Origin of the sequence: Rhodococcus sp. APC 3903 (assembly GCF_030407755.1) — a bacterium.
Lineage (GTDB): Bacteria > Actinomycetota > Actinomycetes > Mycobacteriales > Mycobacteriaceae > Rhodococcus_F > Rhodococcus_F erythropolis.
Genome location: NZ_JASDCV010000014.1, coordinates 76735 through 91434, shown reverse-complemented (window position 1 = coordinate 91434; position 14700 = coordinate 76735). Strand labels below are relative to the sequence as shown.

Annotated in this window: 10 protein-coding genes and 1 pseudogene; 4 read left to right on the top strand and 7 right to left on the bottom strand. The window is 64.6% G+C overall.

Annotation, left to right across the window (positions count from 1 at the left end; all coding sequences use genetic code 11):
- Positions 1–54 precede the first annotated feature (54 nt).
- Positions 55–1188 carry a DUF3068 domain-containing protein gene (locus tag QMA15_RS20455; protein WP_019747133.1) on the bottom strand — a complete coding sequence of 378 codons (1134 nt, stop codon included), beginning with the start codon at positions 1186–1188 and terminating at the stop codon, positions 55–57.
- A gap of 216 nt (positions 1189–1404) precedes the next feature.
- On the opposite strand from QMA15_RS20455, the pseudogene QMA15_RS20450 reads away from it, so the two are divergent.
- Positions 1405–2520, top strand: a pseudogene (locus tag QMA15_RS20450) (acyltransferase); the annotation flags it as partial.
- Here QMA15_RS20450 and QMA15_RS32810 read toward each other — a convergent pair.
- From QMA15_RS32810 to QMA15_RS20430, 4 genes are all read right to left on the bottom strand, one after another.
- Positions 2478–6812, bottom strand: a complete 4335-nt coding sequence (locus tag QMA15_RS32810) for an alpha-(1->3)-arabinofuranosyltransferase (protein WP_356701740.1) — start codon at positions 6810–6812, stop codon at positions 2478–2480. The pseudogene QMA15_RS20450 and the gene QMA15_RS32810 overlap by 43 nt on opposite strands.
- A gap of 43 nt (positions 6813–6855) precedes the next feature.
- Positions 6856–7029 (bottom strand): DUF2613 domain-containing protein, encoded by a 174-nt coding sequence (locus QMA15_RS20440; protein ID WP_003945488.1) that lies wholly within the window; start codon positions 7027–7029, stop codon positions 6856–6858.
- A gap of 129 nt (positions 7030–7158) precedes the next feature.
- On the bottom strand, positions 7159–8247 hold the full coding sequence (locus tag QMA15_RS20435; RefSeq protein ID WP_290286146.1) for an isochorismate synthase: 1089 nt from the start codon (positions 8245–8247) through the stop codon (positions 7159–7161).
- 45 nt (positions 8248–8292) lie between these two features.
- Positions 8293–8760, bottom strand: a complete 468-nt coding sequence (locus QMA15_RS20430) for a universal stress protein (protein WP_003945900.1) — start codon at positions 8758–8760, stop codon at positions 8293–8295.
- A gap of 101 nt (positions 8761–8861) precedes the next feature.
- Here QMA15_RS20430 and QMA15_RS20425 point away from each other — a divergent pair, with 101 nt between their 5' ends.
- Positions 8862–10040, top strand: a complete 1179-nt coding sequence (locus QMA15_RS20425; RefSeq protein ID WP_172932329.1) for a glycoside hydrolase family 3 N-terminal domain-containing protein — start codon at positions 8862–8864, stop codon at positions 10038–10040.
- Positions 10041–10112: 72 nt separating this feature from the next.
- The gene (locus tag QMA15_RS20420) at positions 10113–10712 is read left to right on the top strand and encodes a TetR/AcrR family transcriptional regulator (protein WP_003945885.1); all 600 of its coding nucleotides are present in this window, start codon (positions 10113–10115) and stop codon (positions 10710–10712) included.
- 100 nt (positions 10713–10812) lie between these two features.
- On the opposite strand, the gene QMA15_RS20415 is transcribed toward QMA15_RS20420, so the two are convergent.
- A complete protein-coding gene (locus QMA15_RS20415) occupies positions 10813–11676 on the bottom strand; it encodes a MaoC/PaaZ C-terminal domain-containing protein (protein WP_279163216.1) in 864 nt (287 codons plus the stop codon).
- Positions 11676–13022 carry a 3-oxoacyl-ACP reductase gene (locus QMA15_RS20410; RefSeq protein WP_113682200.1) on the bottom strand — a complete coding sequence of 449 codons (1347 nt, stop codon included), beginning with the start codon at positions 13020–13022 and terminating at the stop codon, positions 11676–11678. Before QMA15_RS20410 ends, QMA15_RS20415 begins: the two co-directional genes overlap by 1 nt.
- Before the next feature lie 130 nt (positions 13023–13152).
- Between QMA15_RS20410 and QMA15_RS20405 the strand changes: the two genes are divergently transcribed.
- Positions 13153–14508, top strand: coding sequence for an acetyl-CoA C-acetyltransferase (locus QMA15_RS20405; RefSeq protein WP_279163146.1), 1356 nt, complete (start codon positions 13153–13155; stop codon positions 14506–14508).
- Positions 14509–14700 lie beyond the last annotated feature (192 nt).

Below are 14700 nucleotides of genomic sequence, written 5' to 3'. Positions count from 1 at the left end.
AATGCAGCAGAGCGCCCCTTCCGTGTGGAAGGGGCGCTCTGCTTACTGCCTGAATCAGTCCTTGCGCAGATCCGGACGCGGGATCACCTGAGTGTCGTCCGAGGTCCAGTCGTGCTCACCCGGAGCCGGCTCGGGCGAACCCTGGCCGCTGGGATTCTGGTTCGTTCCGCCGTGTGCAGCGCGGGCCGGAGTTCCGCCCTTGCCGCCGCGAAGGCCGAGGAAGATACCGGCGATCAGCGCGATGACTCCGAGGACACCTGCCACGATCGGGACGGTGCGGCCGAACAGCGAGAGCTTGTCCATGCCGTCACGCGCCTGCTGGACCTGGTACTCGATGGTCGCCTCGTCGAAGGGCAGCGTGACCTTGAGAACCTCGACGTCGACGGCATCCTTGTTGCGGCCGTAGTACTGGTGCAACTGCTCCTGGCCCTTGACGACGACACCGGTCTTGGGCTCGACCCACAGATCACGGACGTTGGTGTACCAACGCGTCATCGTGATCGGGGTTGCGCCGCCGGGAACGCCCCAGGTGTCAGCGGGAAGGCTCAGCTTGTTGGTGGGGGAGTTGACGACCTTCGACAGGTCGACGGGATCGATCGTCTGCTGGAAGTGGTACACCTTCAGACCGTTGATCTCGGTCTCTTCGACGAAGTCGATGTCCTTCGTGGCGCGAGCGTTCAGGTCGAAGTAGGGGTAGCTCTTCTGTTCCGTGTTGAACGGGAACTTGTACTGCAGACCGTCGCGGGAAACTTCTTCGGCGGGCTGGTCGCTGGACGTCTGGACGGTTCCGACCGGATCGTTGGTCGGCATCGAGCTGACGCGATCGAGCGTGACGCGGTCCAGGGTTGCGGTCAGCAGTCCGGTATCGCCCTGCTTGTCGGTACGACGGACCGTCTGGCCGGCTTCGACGGTGATGATGTCGGCGTCGGACGGGTCCTGCGTGGTGACGTAGCGCTGAGCGACGATCGGCACGTTGGTGTCGACCTGTGCCTTTCCGCCGAGGAGGGCCGCCGAGTTGAGGACGCTACCGGTGCCCGTGGCGACGGTGGTCACCTCGAGGTCGAGTGGCGTCTTCTCCAGCTTGCCTACCGTGTAGGTAGGAATGAGGATGGCGATGGCCAAAAGGAAGGCACCGAGGCCCACCAGAATGCAAGGAAGTATCCGGCTCGGCCCTGAGCGTTCCGCCATGCTGTGACTCCTAACCCGTTAAGTCTTTCGAGGTTCCCCAACCGGCACAATATGAGCTGCGCAGATCGCATGGGGCCCCCGATGGACACCATGTGTGGCAGAACACTAACAGTCCACCGGCCCGGTTTGTCGCATGAGGGCATGAATTGGCCAGGCATTTTGTTGTGAGTCCCTGGTGGTTTCCCTCAATCGGCCTGGGGTGCACACTTATCCGTGATGATCAGTTCCACGAATTCCTCTCAGACGGTCCCGCCACAGGCTCGGGGCTTCGTTCCGGCTTTGGACGGTATGCGTGGATTGGCCGCGCTCGGCGTCCTCGTCACCCATGTCGCGTTCCAGACCGGTGAAGCGCAGTCCGGTGCGATCGGGCGCGCGTTCGGTCGACTCGATCTCGCCGTAGCGGTGTTCTTTGCCTTGTCCGGATTTCTCCTGTGGCGCCCCCACGCGGCAAAGGCTCGCGGAATCGGGCAGCCGCAGTCGACCGTCCGGTACTGGATCTCCCGCGCGACGCGCATTCTGCCGGCGTACTGGGTGGCAGTGGTCCTGATCCTGCTGTTCCTGCCCGGAGCCGGCGGGGGCTACCAAGTGTGGCTGGCGAATCTCGGGTTGGCGCAGGTCTTCGTGCCGTTGACACTCACCGAGGGCCTCACGCAGATGTGGAGCCTGTCGGTCGAGGTGGCGTTCTATGTTCTGCTGCCGCTTTTCGCGTATCTGATGGTCCGACTACGAGGAAACTCGGTCCGGTTCCGGCTGCCGCTTCTGCTCGGGGTGTCGGTCTTGGCCTTGACGTGGGCATTCATTCCGATTCCGACGCCGGACGCTATCCACCACGACAACTGGTTGCCGGGCTACCTGCCGTGGTTCGGCGCCGGCATGGTGCTGGCCGAGCTGGCAGTGGGCCCGTCGACATGGGTGCATCGCCTCGCGCACCGTCGGGTACTCCTGACCCTGATTGCCTTTATCGCCTTCGTTCTCTCGTGCACTGATCTGGCCGGGCCCGAAGGTCTGGTGCGGCCTGAGCCGTGGCAGTACGCGATCAAGATTGCACTCGGTGCGATCATCAGCTTCTCGTTGATCGCGCCACTGGTTCTGCGCGATCAATCGCAGCATCGGTTCCTGGCCAGTCCTTTGGCGCTGGCAATCGGACGCTGGTCCTACGGCCTGTTCATCTGGCACCTGGCCGTACTGAACGCTGTGTTCCCCGTATTCGGCATAGTTCCGTTCTCGGGCAGCTTCTTCTACGTCCTGGCCCTCACGGTCGTCCTGAGCGTCGCTGTGGCCTCGGCCAGTTACGCCTTGGTGGAGGAACCGGCGCGCGTCGCGGTCACGCGGTGGGAGAAGCGCCGCCACATCGGTGAACCGGCGAAGGGCAACGCGGCCAACCCGGTCACGACCAAGGCCACCAACATCGAGAACTGAATCGCGAACGAGTCGCCCACATAGCCGCCCGGCGCCCGCCACGGTCCGGTCGAGAGCAGCGTGATGCCGATCATCGCGGCCACGCCGGCGGTGCCGACGAGAATGCGTGCGGTCCGAGCCGGGCCGAAGATTCGCAGCGCGGCAAGTCCGAGGATCGAGCACACAACTGCGATCGCCGCTCCCACTCCGCCGCCGATGACGGTGGCCGCCGCGAGCATGCCCACCCATCCTGCCGCGACGCTGCGCCACGGTCGGGGTGGTGTGAGGGGCTTGGGCTCTCGGCGCGTGGGGACAAGAGCCGCGAACAACAGCGGGATCAGCAACACGAGCCCGCCGAAGATGCCGAGGCGGTACCAACGGTCGCTGGGGAAGTCGATGGTGACGGTTCCCGCGGTGCCTGCCGGCACGATCCAGCCCTGCTGCCAACCGTTCACGACCACCGGCGTCAGCTCGGAACCGTCCGGCGCCGTGGCGATCCAACCGATGCTGGTGCTCTCGGGATTGACGATCAGCTGATCGGCGGACGAGCTCGTGACGGTGAGTTCGCGGTGATTCGCCGTCCACGCGGTCGATTCGAGCGGTGTATTCCGTTGCGCGGCTGAAGGACCGACCGCCGTCAGATCGAGATTGTCGACCGAGAACGCGGGGCCTGGTTCGACGACCACTTCAGGCTGTCCCGCCGGCAAAGTCGCCGAAGCGTCCAAACCGCACACACGTGCCTCGACGGGTGCGCCGGTCCGAAGTTGCGTCGCCGTCGCCGTGATCGAGGTGGGGAATTGCTGTCCGGCAACCGAAATGGTCGGGCCATCGCCACAGGTGACGGTGACGGTGCGGTTGTCGAATGATTCTGCGCCCTGCACTCCGGAACCGGCGATCGGGGTTCCGTCGGCACCGACGACGCCGACCTCGGCGAGGCCGGTGGGCTGCGCCTGGGCGAAGCCGAGCGCCGTCTGATCGAGGACCGGTTCCCAAGCGGTGATGCTCAGGACGATCTTGTCGGTGACGAAGGGGGCGAGGGTAACTCGACTGGTTCGAGGCGTGTCGTCCGAGGGTTCGGGCAGCTCTCGCACCTGCGGCCCGTTGCCGAGATTCACCGCGACACTGGTCGGCAGCGACGGCAGAGTGCCAAGTCCCCGCGTGATGTCCAGGCCGGTGACCAGGGTGGGCTCGGGAAGATTGAGAGTCAGCGTCGGTTTCGGGCCGCCCGGTTCTGTGGTGCTCTGCGGCGCCGACCACGTGGTGCGTGCGTCGCCGTCGGTGGCAGCGAAGGCAGATCCGCGTGTGTCGCCGATGTCGCTCGAACCCGAAGCCGTGATTCGGCCGGGGACGGAAAGCAGACCTTCGAGGGCGTTGCCCTGACGCGCTCGGACAGTCAGTGTCGGTGCAACGACTGTGTTTTCGGCCACCGTGAGCGTGCGCTGGAAGCGGCTCGGCTCTTCCGGTATCGCCATGAATGCATTGCTGCACCGCACGCGGTCCGTCGAATCGGCGCAGGCGTTGCGGCCGGGGAACTCCTGGCTCAGGTTCCACGCGTTCACAGATGCGCCCGTCGGCGTACTCGGCAGGACTGTGTCGAAACGGATCGGTACGGTCTTCGGCGCGCTGCGATCGGAGAAGTCTTCGACGGAGAGTTCGCTGATGCCGAACTGTGTTCCAGGCGATCCGTTTTCGGTGTGAGTCGCTGTGACGCGTACCCACGGAGTGTTGCCACCCGGAATCGAGACGGTGATGGGCTCACCGGGACGCTCCACCTTCACCGCCGTGCTGCCGTTCGGTGTCGAGACCTCGAGCCATTTGACGGGAGCTCCGATTGCCGCGGCACTGGTGGTCAGATGAAGCAACCCACTGGAAATCGGTGTGTCGAAGTCGATCTGCAACCACTGGCCCAGTGCGCGCTCGATGCCGTTGCTGAACCAGCCGGTGGCCGGATCGCCGTCGACCGTCGACGCGGGACTGCTCGACGGTGAAGTGCCGCCCAGCTGGGTGGCGTCGGAGGCGGCGCTGGAAACGGTGATCGAAGCTCCGCTCCAACGGCCTTCCACGAGAGGCGTGTTCGCAACCGGGTAGTCGGGCACCAGATTGTAGGTACGACGAGCGTCGTCAGGGGTGCGAAGGGCGGAACTGTGGTTGTCGACCTGACCGAAATCGGTTTCTCGATCGCGCGGTGTGTCGGTGACGGTGACAGAATCGACGGGCAGTCCCGCAGCTTCGGCGTCGGCGGCGAGAATCATCGGCCCGGTCCCCGGAACCAGCCCGCTTTCGTGAAGTCGTACAGACGATTCCGGCCCACCTTGTACACGCGGAACCTGGTTCAGGTCGACGGAGTACGGGCCACTGACCGCCGGGGTGCCGTCGGGCGGGGTGACCTCGAAGATTTCGATGGCCGGGTAACCGGGACGCAGATCGCTGTCCGCGACCAGCCCTTCGATCTGTTCGGGGCTGTCGTCTTCACCGAAGTGGGCGACTCGCTCGATCCCCGGCGAGCCTTCGACCGCCTGGTGCACGAGTATCGGCCTGGCCGATCGCGACGTTTCGCCGTCGAGGTCGTTGCGCATCACCAGGTAGTGGATGCCCTGCCCAAGCAAGGTCTGCGCGAGGCCGTCCGACGGCCGTCCGTCGGCGATGAGACGTTGCACCGAATCGAGCGCTCGGATCGCGCCGGGAGGGGTCAGCGGGACCGAGTCACGCACCGCCCATGGCGTACTCGCCAAAGCCTGAAGCGGTTCGTCACGCGTCAGACCCCAGACTTGGCTGCCGAAGGGCGCTCCCGGGACGACGAGGGCACGTTCGGCTTCCGACCCGGGGGAGGTGTTGTCCTCGAGCCACTGCGCTGCTTCGTTCCAGTATGAGGGGACATCCGGATACGCACCGCGGGGAGCGAGCTTTCCCGTCCAGGCCAAGGCGGTGGAGAGGGTGAGGGCAACGAGGATCAGGCTGGTCAGTGCGACCATCGGTTCGCGCTCGGGATGGGCGAACGCGCGGCGCCATCGGGCGAGTGGAACCGATCCCGGTAGTGGCACTTTGGCCAGCAGGTGTGCGAGTCCGAGCACCAGCGGCAGACGGACCAACGGCTCGAGCTTGTGGACGTTGCGCAGCGGAGCGCCCGCCGAGTCGAGGAACAGGCGTACCGACTCCGACACCGGTGAGCTGAGTTCACCAACGTATCCCGCGGCCAGGCCGGTGATACCGACGAACAGGATGCGCGTCAGCCGGCCGCGAGCAGGCATGGACCGCATGCAGAGCCCGGCGAGGCCGGCGGCGGCAACCAGACCGGTGGCGACAACTGCTGCGGGCTGGGTGACCAGGACGGCGCCGGCAATGCGTTCGGGGGAGACGAACGGGGTCCAACTGTCCGTGCCGCGAAGTATCTCGGCCAGCGACGCCCACTGTGTGGTGACACCGGCGGACTCGATGTAGTCGAGGAACGGTGGGCTGATCTTGCCGAGCAGAAGTAGCGGCACGATCCACCAGAGTGTGCCGAGAGCGACGAACAGCGCCCACCACGCGGTGAACGTCAGCCATGTTCGGTTGGGTTTGTGCGAGAGCCACCAGATGATCGCGACCAGGCAGGCCGCGGCGGTGGCGACGGCATTGATCGAACCCATGAGCGCGACGGCAAGCGCGGATTGTGCGGCTAACCGCCTCAACCCCCGTGAGTGGTTAGGGAGTCCAGGGACTCCATTTCCACGCACAGGGCCGAAGGCCAAAATCACCGGCAACAAGACCCACGGCGCCAGCATCATCGGCAGGGTTTCCGAGGAAATCGAACCGAGCGTGGTCAGCACGCGGGGAGAGAGAACAAAGGCAACCGCTGCGATGACGCGTGAACTACGACTACCGATACCGAGAGCCTCGGCAACGCGGATGATGCCCCAGAAACCCGCGATCAGAAGCAGCGCCCACCAGATGCGCTGGGTGATCCACGGCGGAACGTTCGCCAACTCGCCGAGCGCGAAGAACGGCCCGTGCGGAAAGAAATATCCGTAGGCCTGGTTCTGAACCTGGCCGAGCGGGGCCTGACTACTCCACTGATGCGACGCGCGTTCGAGAAAACCGAACGGATTCTGCGTCAGGTCGTACTTGGTGTCAGCGGTGATCAGACCCGGCGATTGCAGAAAAGTGAGAAGAAACGCTACGACGGAGGCGCCGAACAGCCACCGCTTCGACAGGGGCTCTGCCGACGGGGCGGTGTCTACCGAAGACACCGCTGCGTCGGCGGAAGAACGGGAACTCGCGAGGCCTGCGCTCTCAGCGGCTGCCGTACTCAACCTGGTTCAGCACGGAAGAATCTGCGTTTCCGCTGCGGTCGATCTCGGGACGAGTGTTGTCCGACGCGGCGGCCGTGACACCGAAGATGACGCCGGCACCCAGAACGGCACCGATGACAGCGCTGGCCACACCGGGGACAAGGAACTTCGTCATCGCGGATCTCCCAATTGGTCGTTAGTCGGTCGTTCGCGGTCGGACGGACTTACCGGCCCGTACGAACTGCTCGGGTCAAGGTATCACCCGCACTCGAGAATCCGGACGATTACCCTCGTGACGTGCTGGTCAGTCGAGGGTTTCGGCACCAAACGCGGTCAACAGAGTGCGCAGTTTCGTAGATGTCTCGTCGAGTTCGTCCTGCGGATCCGATTCGGCGACAATTCCACCACCCGCGCTGGCCCAGGCGTTGCGGCCGTCTGCACTGATCTCGGCGCAGCGGATGGCAACCACCCAATCGCCGTCACCGGCCTCGTCGCACCATCCCACGGCGCCGCCGTAGAAACGGCGCGGCTCCTCGGTCTCGCGGATGACTTTCAGCGCCACGTCGGTGGGTGTTCCGCACAGCGCGGGCGTCGGATGCAGAGCGATGGCGAGGTCGAGTGCAGTGGTGTCGTTTCGCAGCGTGCCGCGGATCGGGCTGGCCAAGTGCCAGACCTCGTGAGTGTTGGTCAGTTCGGGAGTTGCCGGCACCGACAGATCACTGCACATCGGGTGCAGGACCTCGCGGATCCACGCCGTCACGAAGGCGTGCTCGGCCAGATTCTTCGTCGAATGCAAAAGGCTCTCGCCTGCCGCGCGGTCTTGATCGGCGTCGGCGGATCGCTTTGTGGTGCCGGCCAACGGGCGACATGTCACGACGCGCCCGCGTCGACTGACCAATACTTCGGGCGTCGCGCCGACCAGGCTGTGGCCCTCGAATTCGGCTCCCGCAGCAGAGAGGTCGACGGCAAAGGTGTTGGCGACGGGATTGAGCGCCGCCATGCGTGCGGCGAGCGCGGTCGGAAAGATCGGGGTCTGCGTGCGAAGTTCCACAGTGCGAGCCGCGACAACCTTGTCGATCTCTCCGCTGCGGAGGCGTCCGATCAACTTTTCCACCCGACGAAGATGCTCCGACGACGACGGGATCTCCCGGTCAACCCGGGTCGTGGGCAGGGCCTGGGGATCGCGCGGTTGCCACGGCCGCGACGCGATCGTCGCCTCGGCAGGTTCGTACAACGCCGTTGCGGCAGCCGGGTCGAAGGGGAGCGCTCCGACGATCAGCTTTGTCGTACCTGCCGACAGAGCGTGGGTGGCCGCGTCGGAGCTGTCGAAGCTGCGTCGTACGCCGCGGGTGACCACGCTGTGATCGGGGCGCGAGAGAACAAAACCGTCCATGGTGGCTTCGACACTAGTCGGCCACGGATCAGGAATGCGCGAAGGTCACTTCCCTGGAGGGACGATCAACACCGGCCGATGACTGTGACGCAGAACATGATCCGCGACGCTGCTCTGCAGTAGCGACCGCAAACCCGTAGTGCCACGGGTGCCGGTCACGATGATGTCGACGTCCAATTCGTCTGCGGTTTCGCAGATTGCAGACCAGATCGCGGATCGGCACTCGGCGCTTCTGCCTTCGACGGTCAGGCCTGCGGCCTCGGCCAGTGCGACGCCCTCGGCGAGGGTGACTTTGGCGTCGGTGTACGCGATGTCCTCGACGTCGTCGTCGGGAACCCACTCCGGTTGCATCACCCCGGACAGGCCGGACATGCGAGCGGCCTGGCGAACCATCGGCTCCCAGGCAGTGACGAGAACAGCACGATTGGCGGAGAGGAAACGCCCCGCATAGTCGACTGCACGCTTGGCGTTGTCGGAACCGTCGTACGCGATGAGCATCAGACCTTGTGGCATCACGACCTCCTCGTCAGCGGGGGAATCGGTTCTCTTCCAGGCTACCGTCCCGATGTGCCCGTGAGGGAGTGTATGGGTACCGGGTCCGTTACGGTCGAGGTATGCGGATCAAGTTTCTGAAGGCTGCGACGACCATTGCTTTATGCGGAGGGTTGGTTGCGGGATGCTCGGGCGAAAACGGGACCGCCGATCCGGTTTCGAGCGCCCCGACCAGCACCACCTCCGAGATCACGTCGACGCCTGCGGCATCCAGCTCCGCGCCCGTCGCCGCGTCGTGCGGTAGTGACCTTGTGGCTTCACTGTCTCTGCGTCAGAAACTTGCCCAGCTGCTCAACGTCGGCGTCACCGGGACCGACGACGCGTTGTCGATAGTGCAGAACGAGGAGATCGGCGGCATCTTCGTCGGAAGTTGGACCGATCAGTCGATGCTCACCAATCGCGAAGTGCCGCAGGTTGCTTCGTCGTCGAAGTTGCCGTTGATGGTGACGATCGACGAAGAAGGTGGGCGAGTTTCCCGCGTCGCGGACATCCTCGGGCCCGATCCGTCGGCCAGAGAAACGGCGCAGACCATGACAGTGGAACAGACGTACCAGATGGCGCTCGAGCGTGGACGCGGGTTGAAGGATCTCGGGATCACCGTCAACTACGCCCCCGACGTCGACGTCAGCAGCCAACCCGACGACTCCGTGATCGGGGACCGCTCGTACTCCGACGACCCCCAGACCGTGGTTGCCTACGCCGGTGCGTACGCGCAGGGTATGCGCGATGCCGGAATCTTCCCGGTGATCAAGCACTTTCCCGGACATGGCAGCGCGTCGGGTGACTCGCACCGGGGTGAGGTGACAACGCCGCCCTTGCAGGATCTGATCGCGTCGGACCTGATTCCCTTCCGGGAGCTGTCGGGAACCGGAGTCGGCGTCATGATGGGTCACCTCGAGGTTCCCGGTCTGACCGAGCCCGGTACCCCTGCCAGCATCAGCCCCGCCGCCGTCGCGTTGCTTCGCGACGGAGTGGGTTACGGCGCAGCGCCGTTCACCGGCCCGGTATTCACCGACGACCTCAGCGGAATGCAGGCGATCACCGACCGATACGATATTGCCGACGCGGTTCAGGCTGCGCTGGTGGCTGGAGTCGATCAGGCATTGTGGCTGACAACCGACGACGTTCCGCGGGTGCTCGACCATCTCGAGCAGGCCGTCGCGTCCGGTGAGCTTCCGCAGGCGCGGGTCGATCAGGCCGTGGTCACAGTTGCCACTGCCAAAGGTGCCGTGACCTGCTGAGTCGAAGTCGGGATTCGACGCACAATCTTACCGTAGAGTAAGATCGACATTTACCCTGTGGTTGGAGGAAGCATGGCCGGCGGTACCAAGCGACTGCCACGCGCAGTGCGTGAGCAGCAGATGCTCGACGCGGCTGTGGACGTGTTCTCCGACAGGGGGTTTCACGAAACTTCGATGGACACCATCGCAGCCAAAGCCGAGATCTCGAAGCCGATGCTGTACCTGTACTACGGCTCGAAGGAAGAGCTGTTCGCGGCGTGCATTCATCGTGAAGGGCTCCGCTTCCTCGAAGCGCTCGCCCCGGCCGGCGCGCCGAACCTGACTCCGCGTGAACAATTGCGCGCCGCTCTCGAGGGCTTCCTCGGGTTCGTGGGCGCAAACCGCAAGTCGTGGATGGTGCTCTACCGTCAGGCCGTCGGGCAGCAGGCTTTTGCGGGAACCGTGCAGTCCAGCCGCGATCGGTTGATCGAGTTGACTGCGCATCTGCTCGAGTCCAGCACCAAGGATCCTGATGCCGCGCACGATTACGGGATCATCGCCATTGCGCTCGTCGGCGCCGGTGAGGCGGTAGCCGACCGGGTCGCGGGTGGGGAAATCGAAGTGGATGCCGCAGCGGATCTACTCGAATCCCTCGCGTGGCGCGGTCTGTCGGGCAAGAAGAAGTCCGAATAGCCCCCAAACCAATCTGAGCGAACGTACCTTTCAGCGCATCCAAGGCGCCGAAAGGTACGTTCGCTCAATTGGGGTGGGTCGAAACCCGACAAAACTCAGGTCAGCGCAGCGTCGCAGTGACGTGCGGGTAACCCTTCTTCGGGTGACGCAGTGACAGATCCCAGCCGTCGTCGGTGCGATCAGCGTAGGCATTCAGCGTCGCCGGTAGCAGAATCGGCTTGCCGAAACGCACGCTGTAGGTGACCTTGTCCGCGACGGACCCCTCGACGGTCCGCAGAACTGCCGCGGCACTCCACATTCCGTGAGCAATGGTCTTCGGGAAACCGAAAGCCTTGGCGCCCAGAGACGAGACGTGAATCGGATTACGGTCGCCGGAGACGGCGGCGTACTTGCTGATCGTGGTCTGGTCGACGCGGATGGTGCTCATCGGCATCGGCGGGACCTCGTCGACCTTGGGCTCCGGACCTGGCTGGCCGGACAGGGAGGTCTTCTGCTGGTTCAGGAAGCTCGAGGTCTGTCGCCAGACCAGTTCCCGTCCCACCCGAATTTCGGTGATCACGTCGATCAGCAGGCCCTTGCGGTGCTCACGCAGGTTCTCGGCATGCACCGAGAGGTCAAGCGGTTCGCTGACGGAGATGGGCCGCAGCGATTCGATGACGTTCTCGGCGTGAACTGAGCCGACGGCGGCGAAGGGGAAGTCCTTCGACACCATCAGCTTCATCACGGTCGGGAAGGCCAAGGTGAAGGGATACGTGATCGGCAGAGTGTCGCCGAATCGCAGTCCGGTCACGCGGCAGTACGCCGCCAGATTGTCGGTGTCGACCTTCAGTCCGGTGAGGGTGAAGGTCTGCTGTGGCACCGAGCGAGAATTGGACTTGTTCCACGGCAGCAATCCCAGTACCGCGCGGGAGTAGATGTCGATGGTCTTCGGCTGCTCGGTGAGCGCGACGGTCTTTGTTGCCATCATGCGCCCAGGAGGCTCTGGCCGCAGACGCGAACGACCTGTCCCGTAACGGCATTGGAGGCCGGGCTGGCGAAGTATGCGACGGTCTCGGCGACGTCGACGGTCTCGCCGCCCTGCAGGAGCGAGCTCATGCGGCGGCCGGCTTCGCGGGTGGCGAAGGGGATGGCCGCGGTCATGGCGGTCTCGATGAAGCCCGGTGCGACGGCGTTGATGGTGATGTTCTTCTTCGCCAGGACGGGAGCTTCGGCGTGTACGAGGCCGATGACGCCGGCCTTGGAGGTGCCGTAGTTGGTCTGGCCGCGGTTGCCCGCGATGCCGGCGATGGAGGAGACGTCGACGACGCGGCCGCCTTCCTTGAGGGCGCCCTTCTCGACGAGGTGCTCGGTGATCTTCTGCGGTGCAAGAAGATTGACGTTCATGACCATGTTCCAGCGGCCTTCGTCCATGTTGGCGAGGGTCTTGTCGCGGGTGATGCCGGCGTTGTGGACGATGATGTCGGCTCCGCCGTGACGCTCGAGGAGGTGAGCTGCGAGGACCTCGGCTGCGTCGGCCGCCGTGACGTCGAGGGCGAGGGACGTGCCGCCGACCTTGTTCGCGGTCTCGGACAGTGCTTCGCCGGCGGCCGGGATGTCAGCGCAGACCACGTGTGCGCCGTCGCGGGCAAGCACCTCGGCGATGGTGGCACCGATGCCGCGGGCTGCGCCGGTGACGACGGCAACCTTGCCTTCGAGCGGCTTGTCCCAGCTTGCGGGCGCGACGGAATCTTCACCACCGACGACGATGACCTGGCCGTCGACGAAGGCGGACTTCGCCGAAAGGAGAAAGCGCAGAGTCGATTCCACGCCGGACAGTCCGGTGGACGCCTTGGGGGAGACGTAGACCAGCTGAGCGGTGGAGCCGCGCTTGATCTCCTTGCCGACGCTGCGGGTGAAGCCTTCGAGCGCGCGCTGCGCGACATGCTCGTCGACGCTCGACGTTTCTTCCGGCGTCGTGCCGAGAACGACGACGCGAGCCGACGGTGCGAGGTTGCGGATCACGGGCTGGAAGAACTCGAACAGCTGCTCGAGCTCGCTGACCTGAGTGATTCCGGTGGCGTCGAACACGAGTCCGCCGAAGCTGCTGTCGTGTGCCTGAGCCGCCGGGTAGTCGGAGAGCAGTACGCGAAGTGGTTCTGCGAGCCGACCCTTGCCGCCGATGAGGACAGGTCCGGCGAGTGCGGGTTCCCCTGCTTTGTAGCGACGCAGGTTCTCGGGCCTGGGCAGGCCGGCCTTCGACGCGATGAATGCGCCGGGGGCGGACGAGAGGAACTGTGAATAGAGGTCGGGAGCTCCCTTGCTGGCTGCCACGGTCCTACCTTCTGTTGTGTTTCGGGTTGTCTCTCACCGGGCAATCGGAAGAATGCGGCGATAGACAAGTAACTTACTACTGAGTAAGAATAGTCTTCAACAGGTAATCGCACCATCCTTGGAGACGCAAGTGACAAGCAAAGCCCGTTCAAACGCAAAGCCCGCCGCACCGCGCACCGCACCGGCCGCAGCCGCTGCGAAGTCCGCAGGTCAGCGCCGTTCGGTTGCGATCGTCGGCGGAAATCGCATTCCGTTCGCACGCTCGGACAAGGCGTACGCACAGGCGTCCAACCAGGACATGTTCACTGCGACGCTCGACGGTCTGGTGAGCCGATTCAATCTGCAGGGCGAGAAGCTCGGCATGGTCGTCGGCGGTGCGGTGCTCAAGCACAGCCGTGATTTCAATCTCATTCGCGAGTCCGTTCTCGGCAGCGCGCTGAGCCCGTACACGTCGGCGTACGACCTTCAGCAGGCGTGTGGCACGGGACTGCAGTCGATCATCGCCGTCGGCGACGCCATTTCGGCCGGCCGCATCGATTCGGGCATCGGCGGCGGCACGGACACCACGTCCGACGCCCCGATCGGCGTCAACGATCAGGCGCGCGAGTTCCTGCTCTCCCTCAATCGCGCGAAGTCCACGGGCGACCGCATCAAGCTGCTCGGCAACGTCCGTGCGGGCATGCTCGGCCTCGAAATTCCGCGCAACGGCGAGCCTCGCACCGGCAAGTCGATGGGTGACCACGCTGCGATCACCGCCAAGGAATTCGGCATCAAGCGCGAGGACCAGGACGAACTTGCCGCTGCCAGCCACAAGAACATGGCGGCTGCCTACGACCGCGGTTTCTTCGACGACCTCGTCACCCCGTTCCTCGGCCTGACCCGCGACGACAACCTCCGTCCCGGTTCGACCGTCGAGAAGCTGTCGACGCTCAAGCCCGTCTTCGGTACCAAGCTCGGCGACGCGACGATGACGGCAGGCAACTCGACGCCGCTCACCGACGGCGCTTCTGCAGTCCTCCTCTCCACCGACGAGTGGGCAGCCGAGCGCAATCTTCCGGTTCTGGCGCACCTCGTCGATTCCGAAACCGCTGCCGTCGACTACGTCCACGGCAAAGACGGGTTGCTCATGGCTCCCACGTACGCGATTCCGCGTTTGCTGGCCCGCAACGGTCTGACCTTGCAGGACTTCGATTACTACGAGATCCACGAAGCCTTCGCTTCGGTGGTTCTGGCAACCCTGCAGGCCTTCGAGTCCGACGAGTACTGCAAGGAACGCCTCGGCCTCGACGGCGCGTTGGGATCGATCGACCGAAGCAAGCTCAATGTCAACGGATCGTCCTTGGCTGCAGGTCACCCGTTCGCGGCAACCGGCGGACGTATTGTGGCTTCCCTCGCAAAGATGCTCGCGGAGAAGGGTTCGGGCCGCGGTCTGATCTCGATCTGTGCGGCCGGCGGCCAGGGTGTCACGGCGATCATCGAGCGGTAACCGCTCCACAATCTCCCCACGCGACTGAAAACTGCGCTCACCTGCAGTGATCGTGGCGAGGGGATGCGTAATCGGGGATCCGGCCACGAGGGGTGGCCGGATCCCCGAACTCTTTGCAAACTTTTTCGCGCAGGCGTGTAACGCTGCAGAATAGCTACCGATATTCATGACAGCCCCGTGTTGCTGCCTGAC

Excerpts from the sequence above, each read along its gene's own strand:
- QMA15_RS20455 (WP_019747133.1), bottom strand. The coding sequence starts at position 1,188 with ATGGCGGAACGCTCAGGGCCGAGCCGGATACTTCCTTGCATTCTGGTG.
- QMA15_RS20440 (WP_003945488.1), bottom strand. The coding sequence starts at position 7,029 with ATGACGAAGTTCCTTGTCCCCGGTGTGGCCAGCGCTGTCATCGGTGCC.
- QMA15_RS20435 (WP_290286146.1), bottom strand. The coding sequence starts at position 8,247 with ATGGACGGTTTTGTTCTCTCGCGCCCCGATCACAGCGTGGTCACCCGC.
- QMA15_RS20430 (WP_003945900.1), bottom strand. The coding sequence starts at position 8,760 with ATGCCACAAGGTCTGATGCTCATCGCGTACGACGGTTCCGACAACGCC.
- QMA15_RS20425 (WP_172932329.1), top strand. The coding sequence starts at position 8,862 with ATGCGGATCAAGTTTCTGAAGGCTGCGACGACCATTGCTTTATGCGGA.
- QMA15_RS20420 (WP_003945885.1), top strand. The coding sequence starts at position 10,113 with ATGGCCGGCGGTACCAAGCGACTGCCACGCGCAGTGCGTGAGCAGCAG.
- QMA15_RS20415 (WP_279163216.1), bottom strand. The coding sequence starts at position 11,676 with ATGGCAACAAAGACCGTCGCGCTCACCGAGCAGCCGAAGACCATCGAC.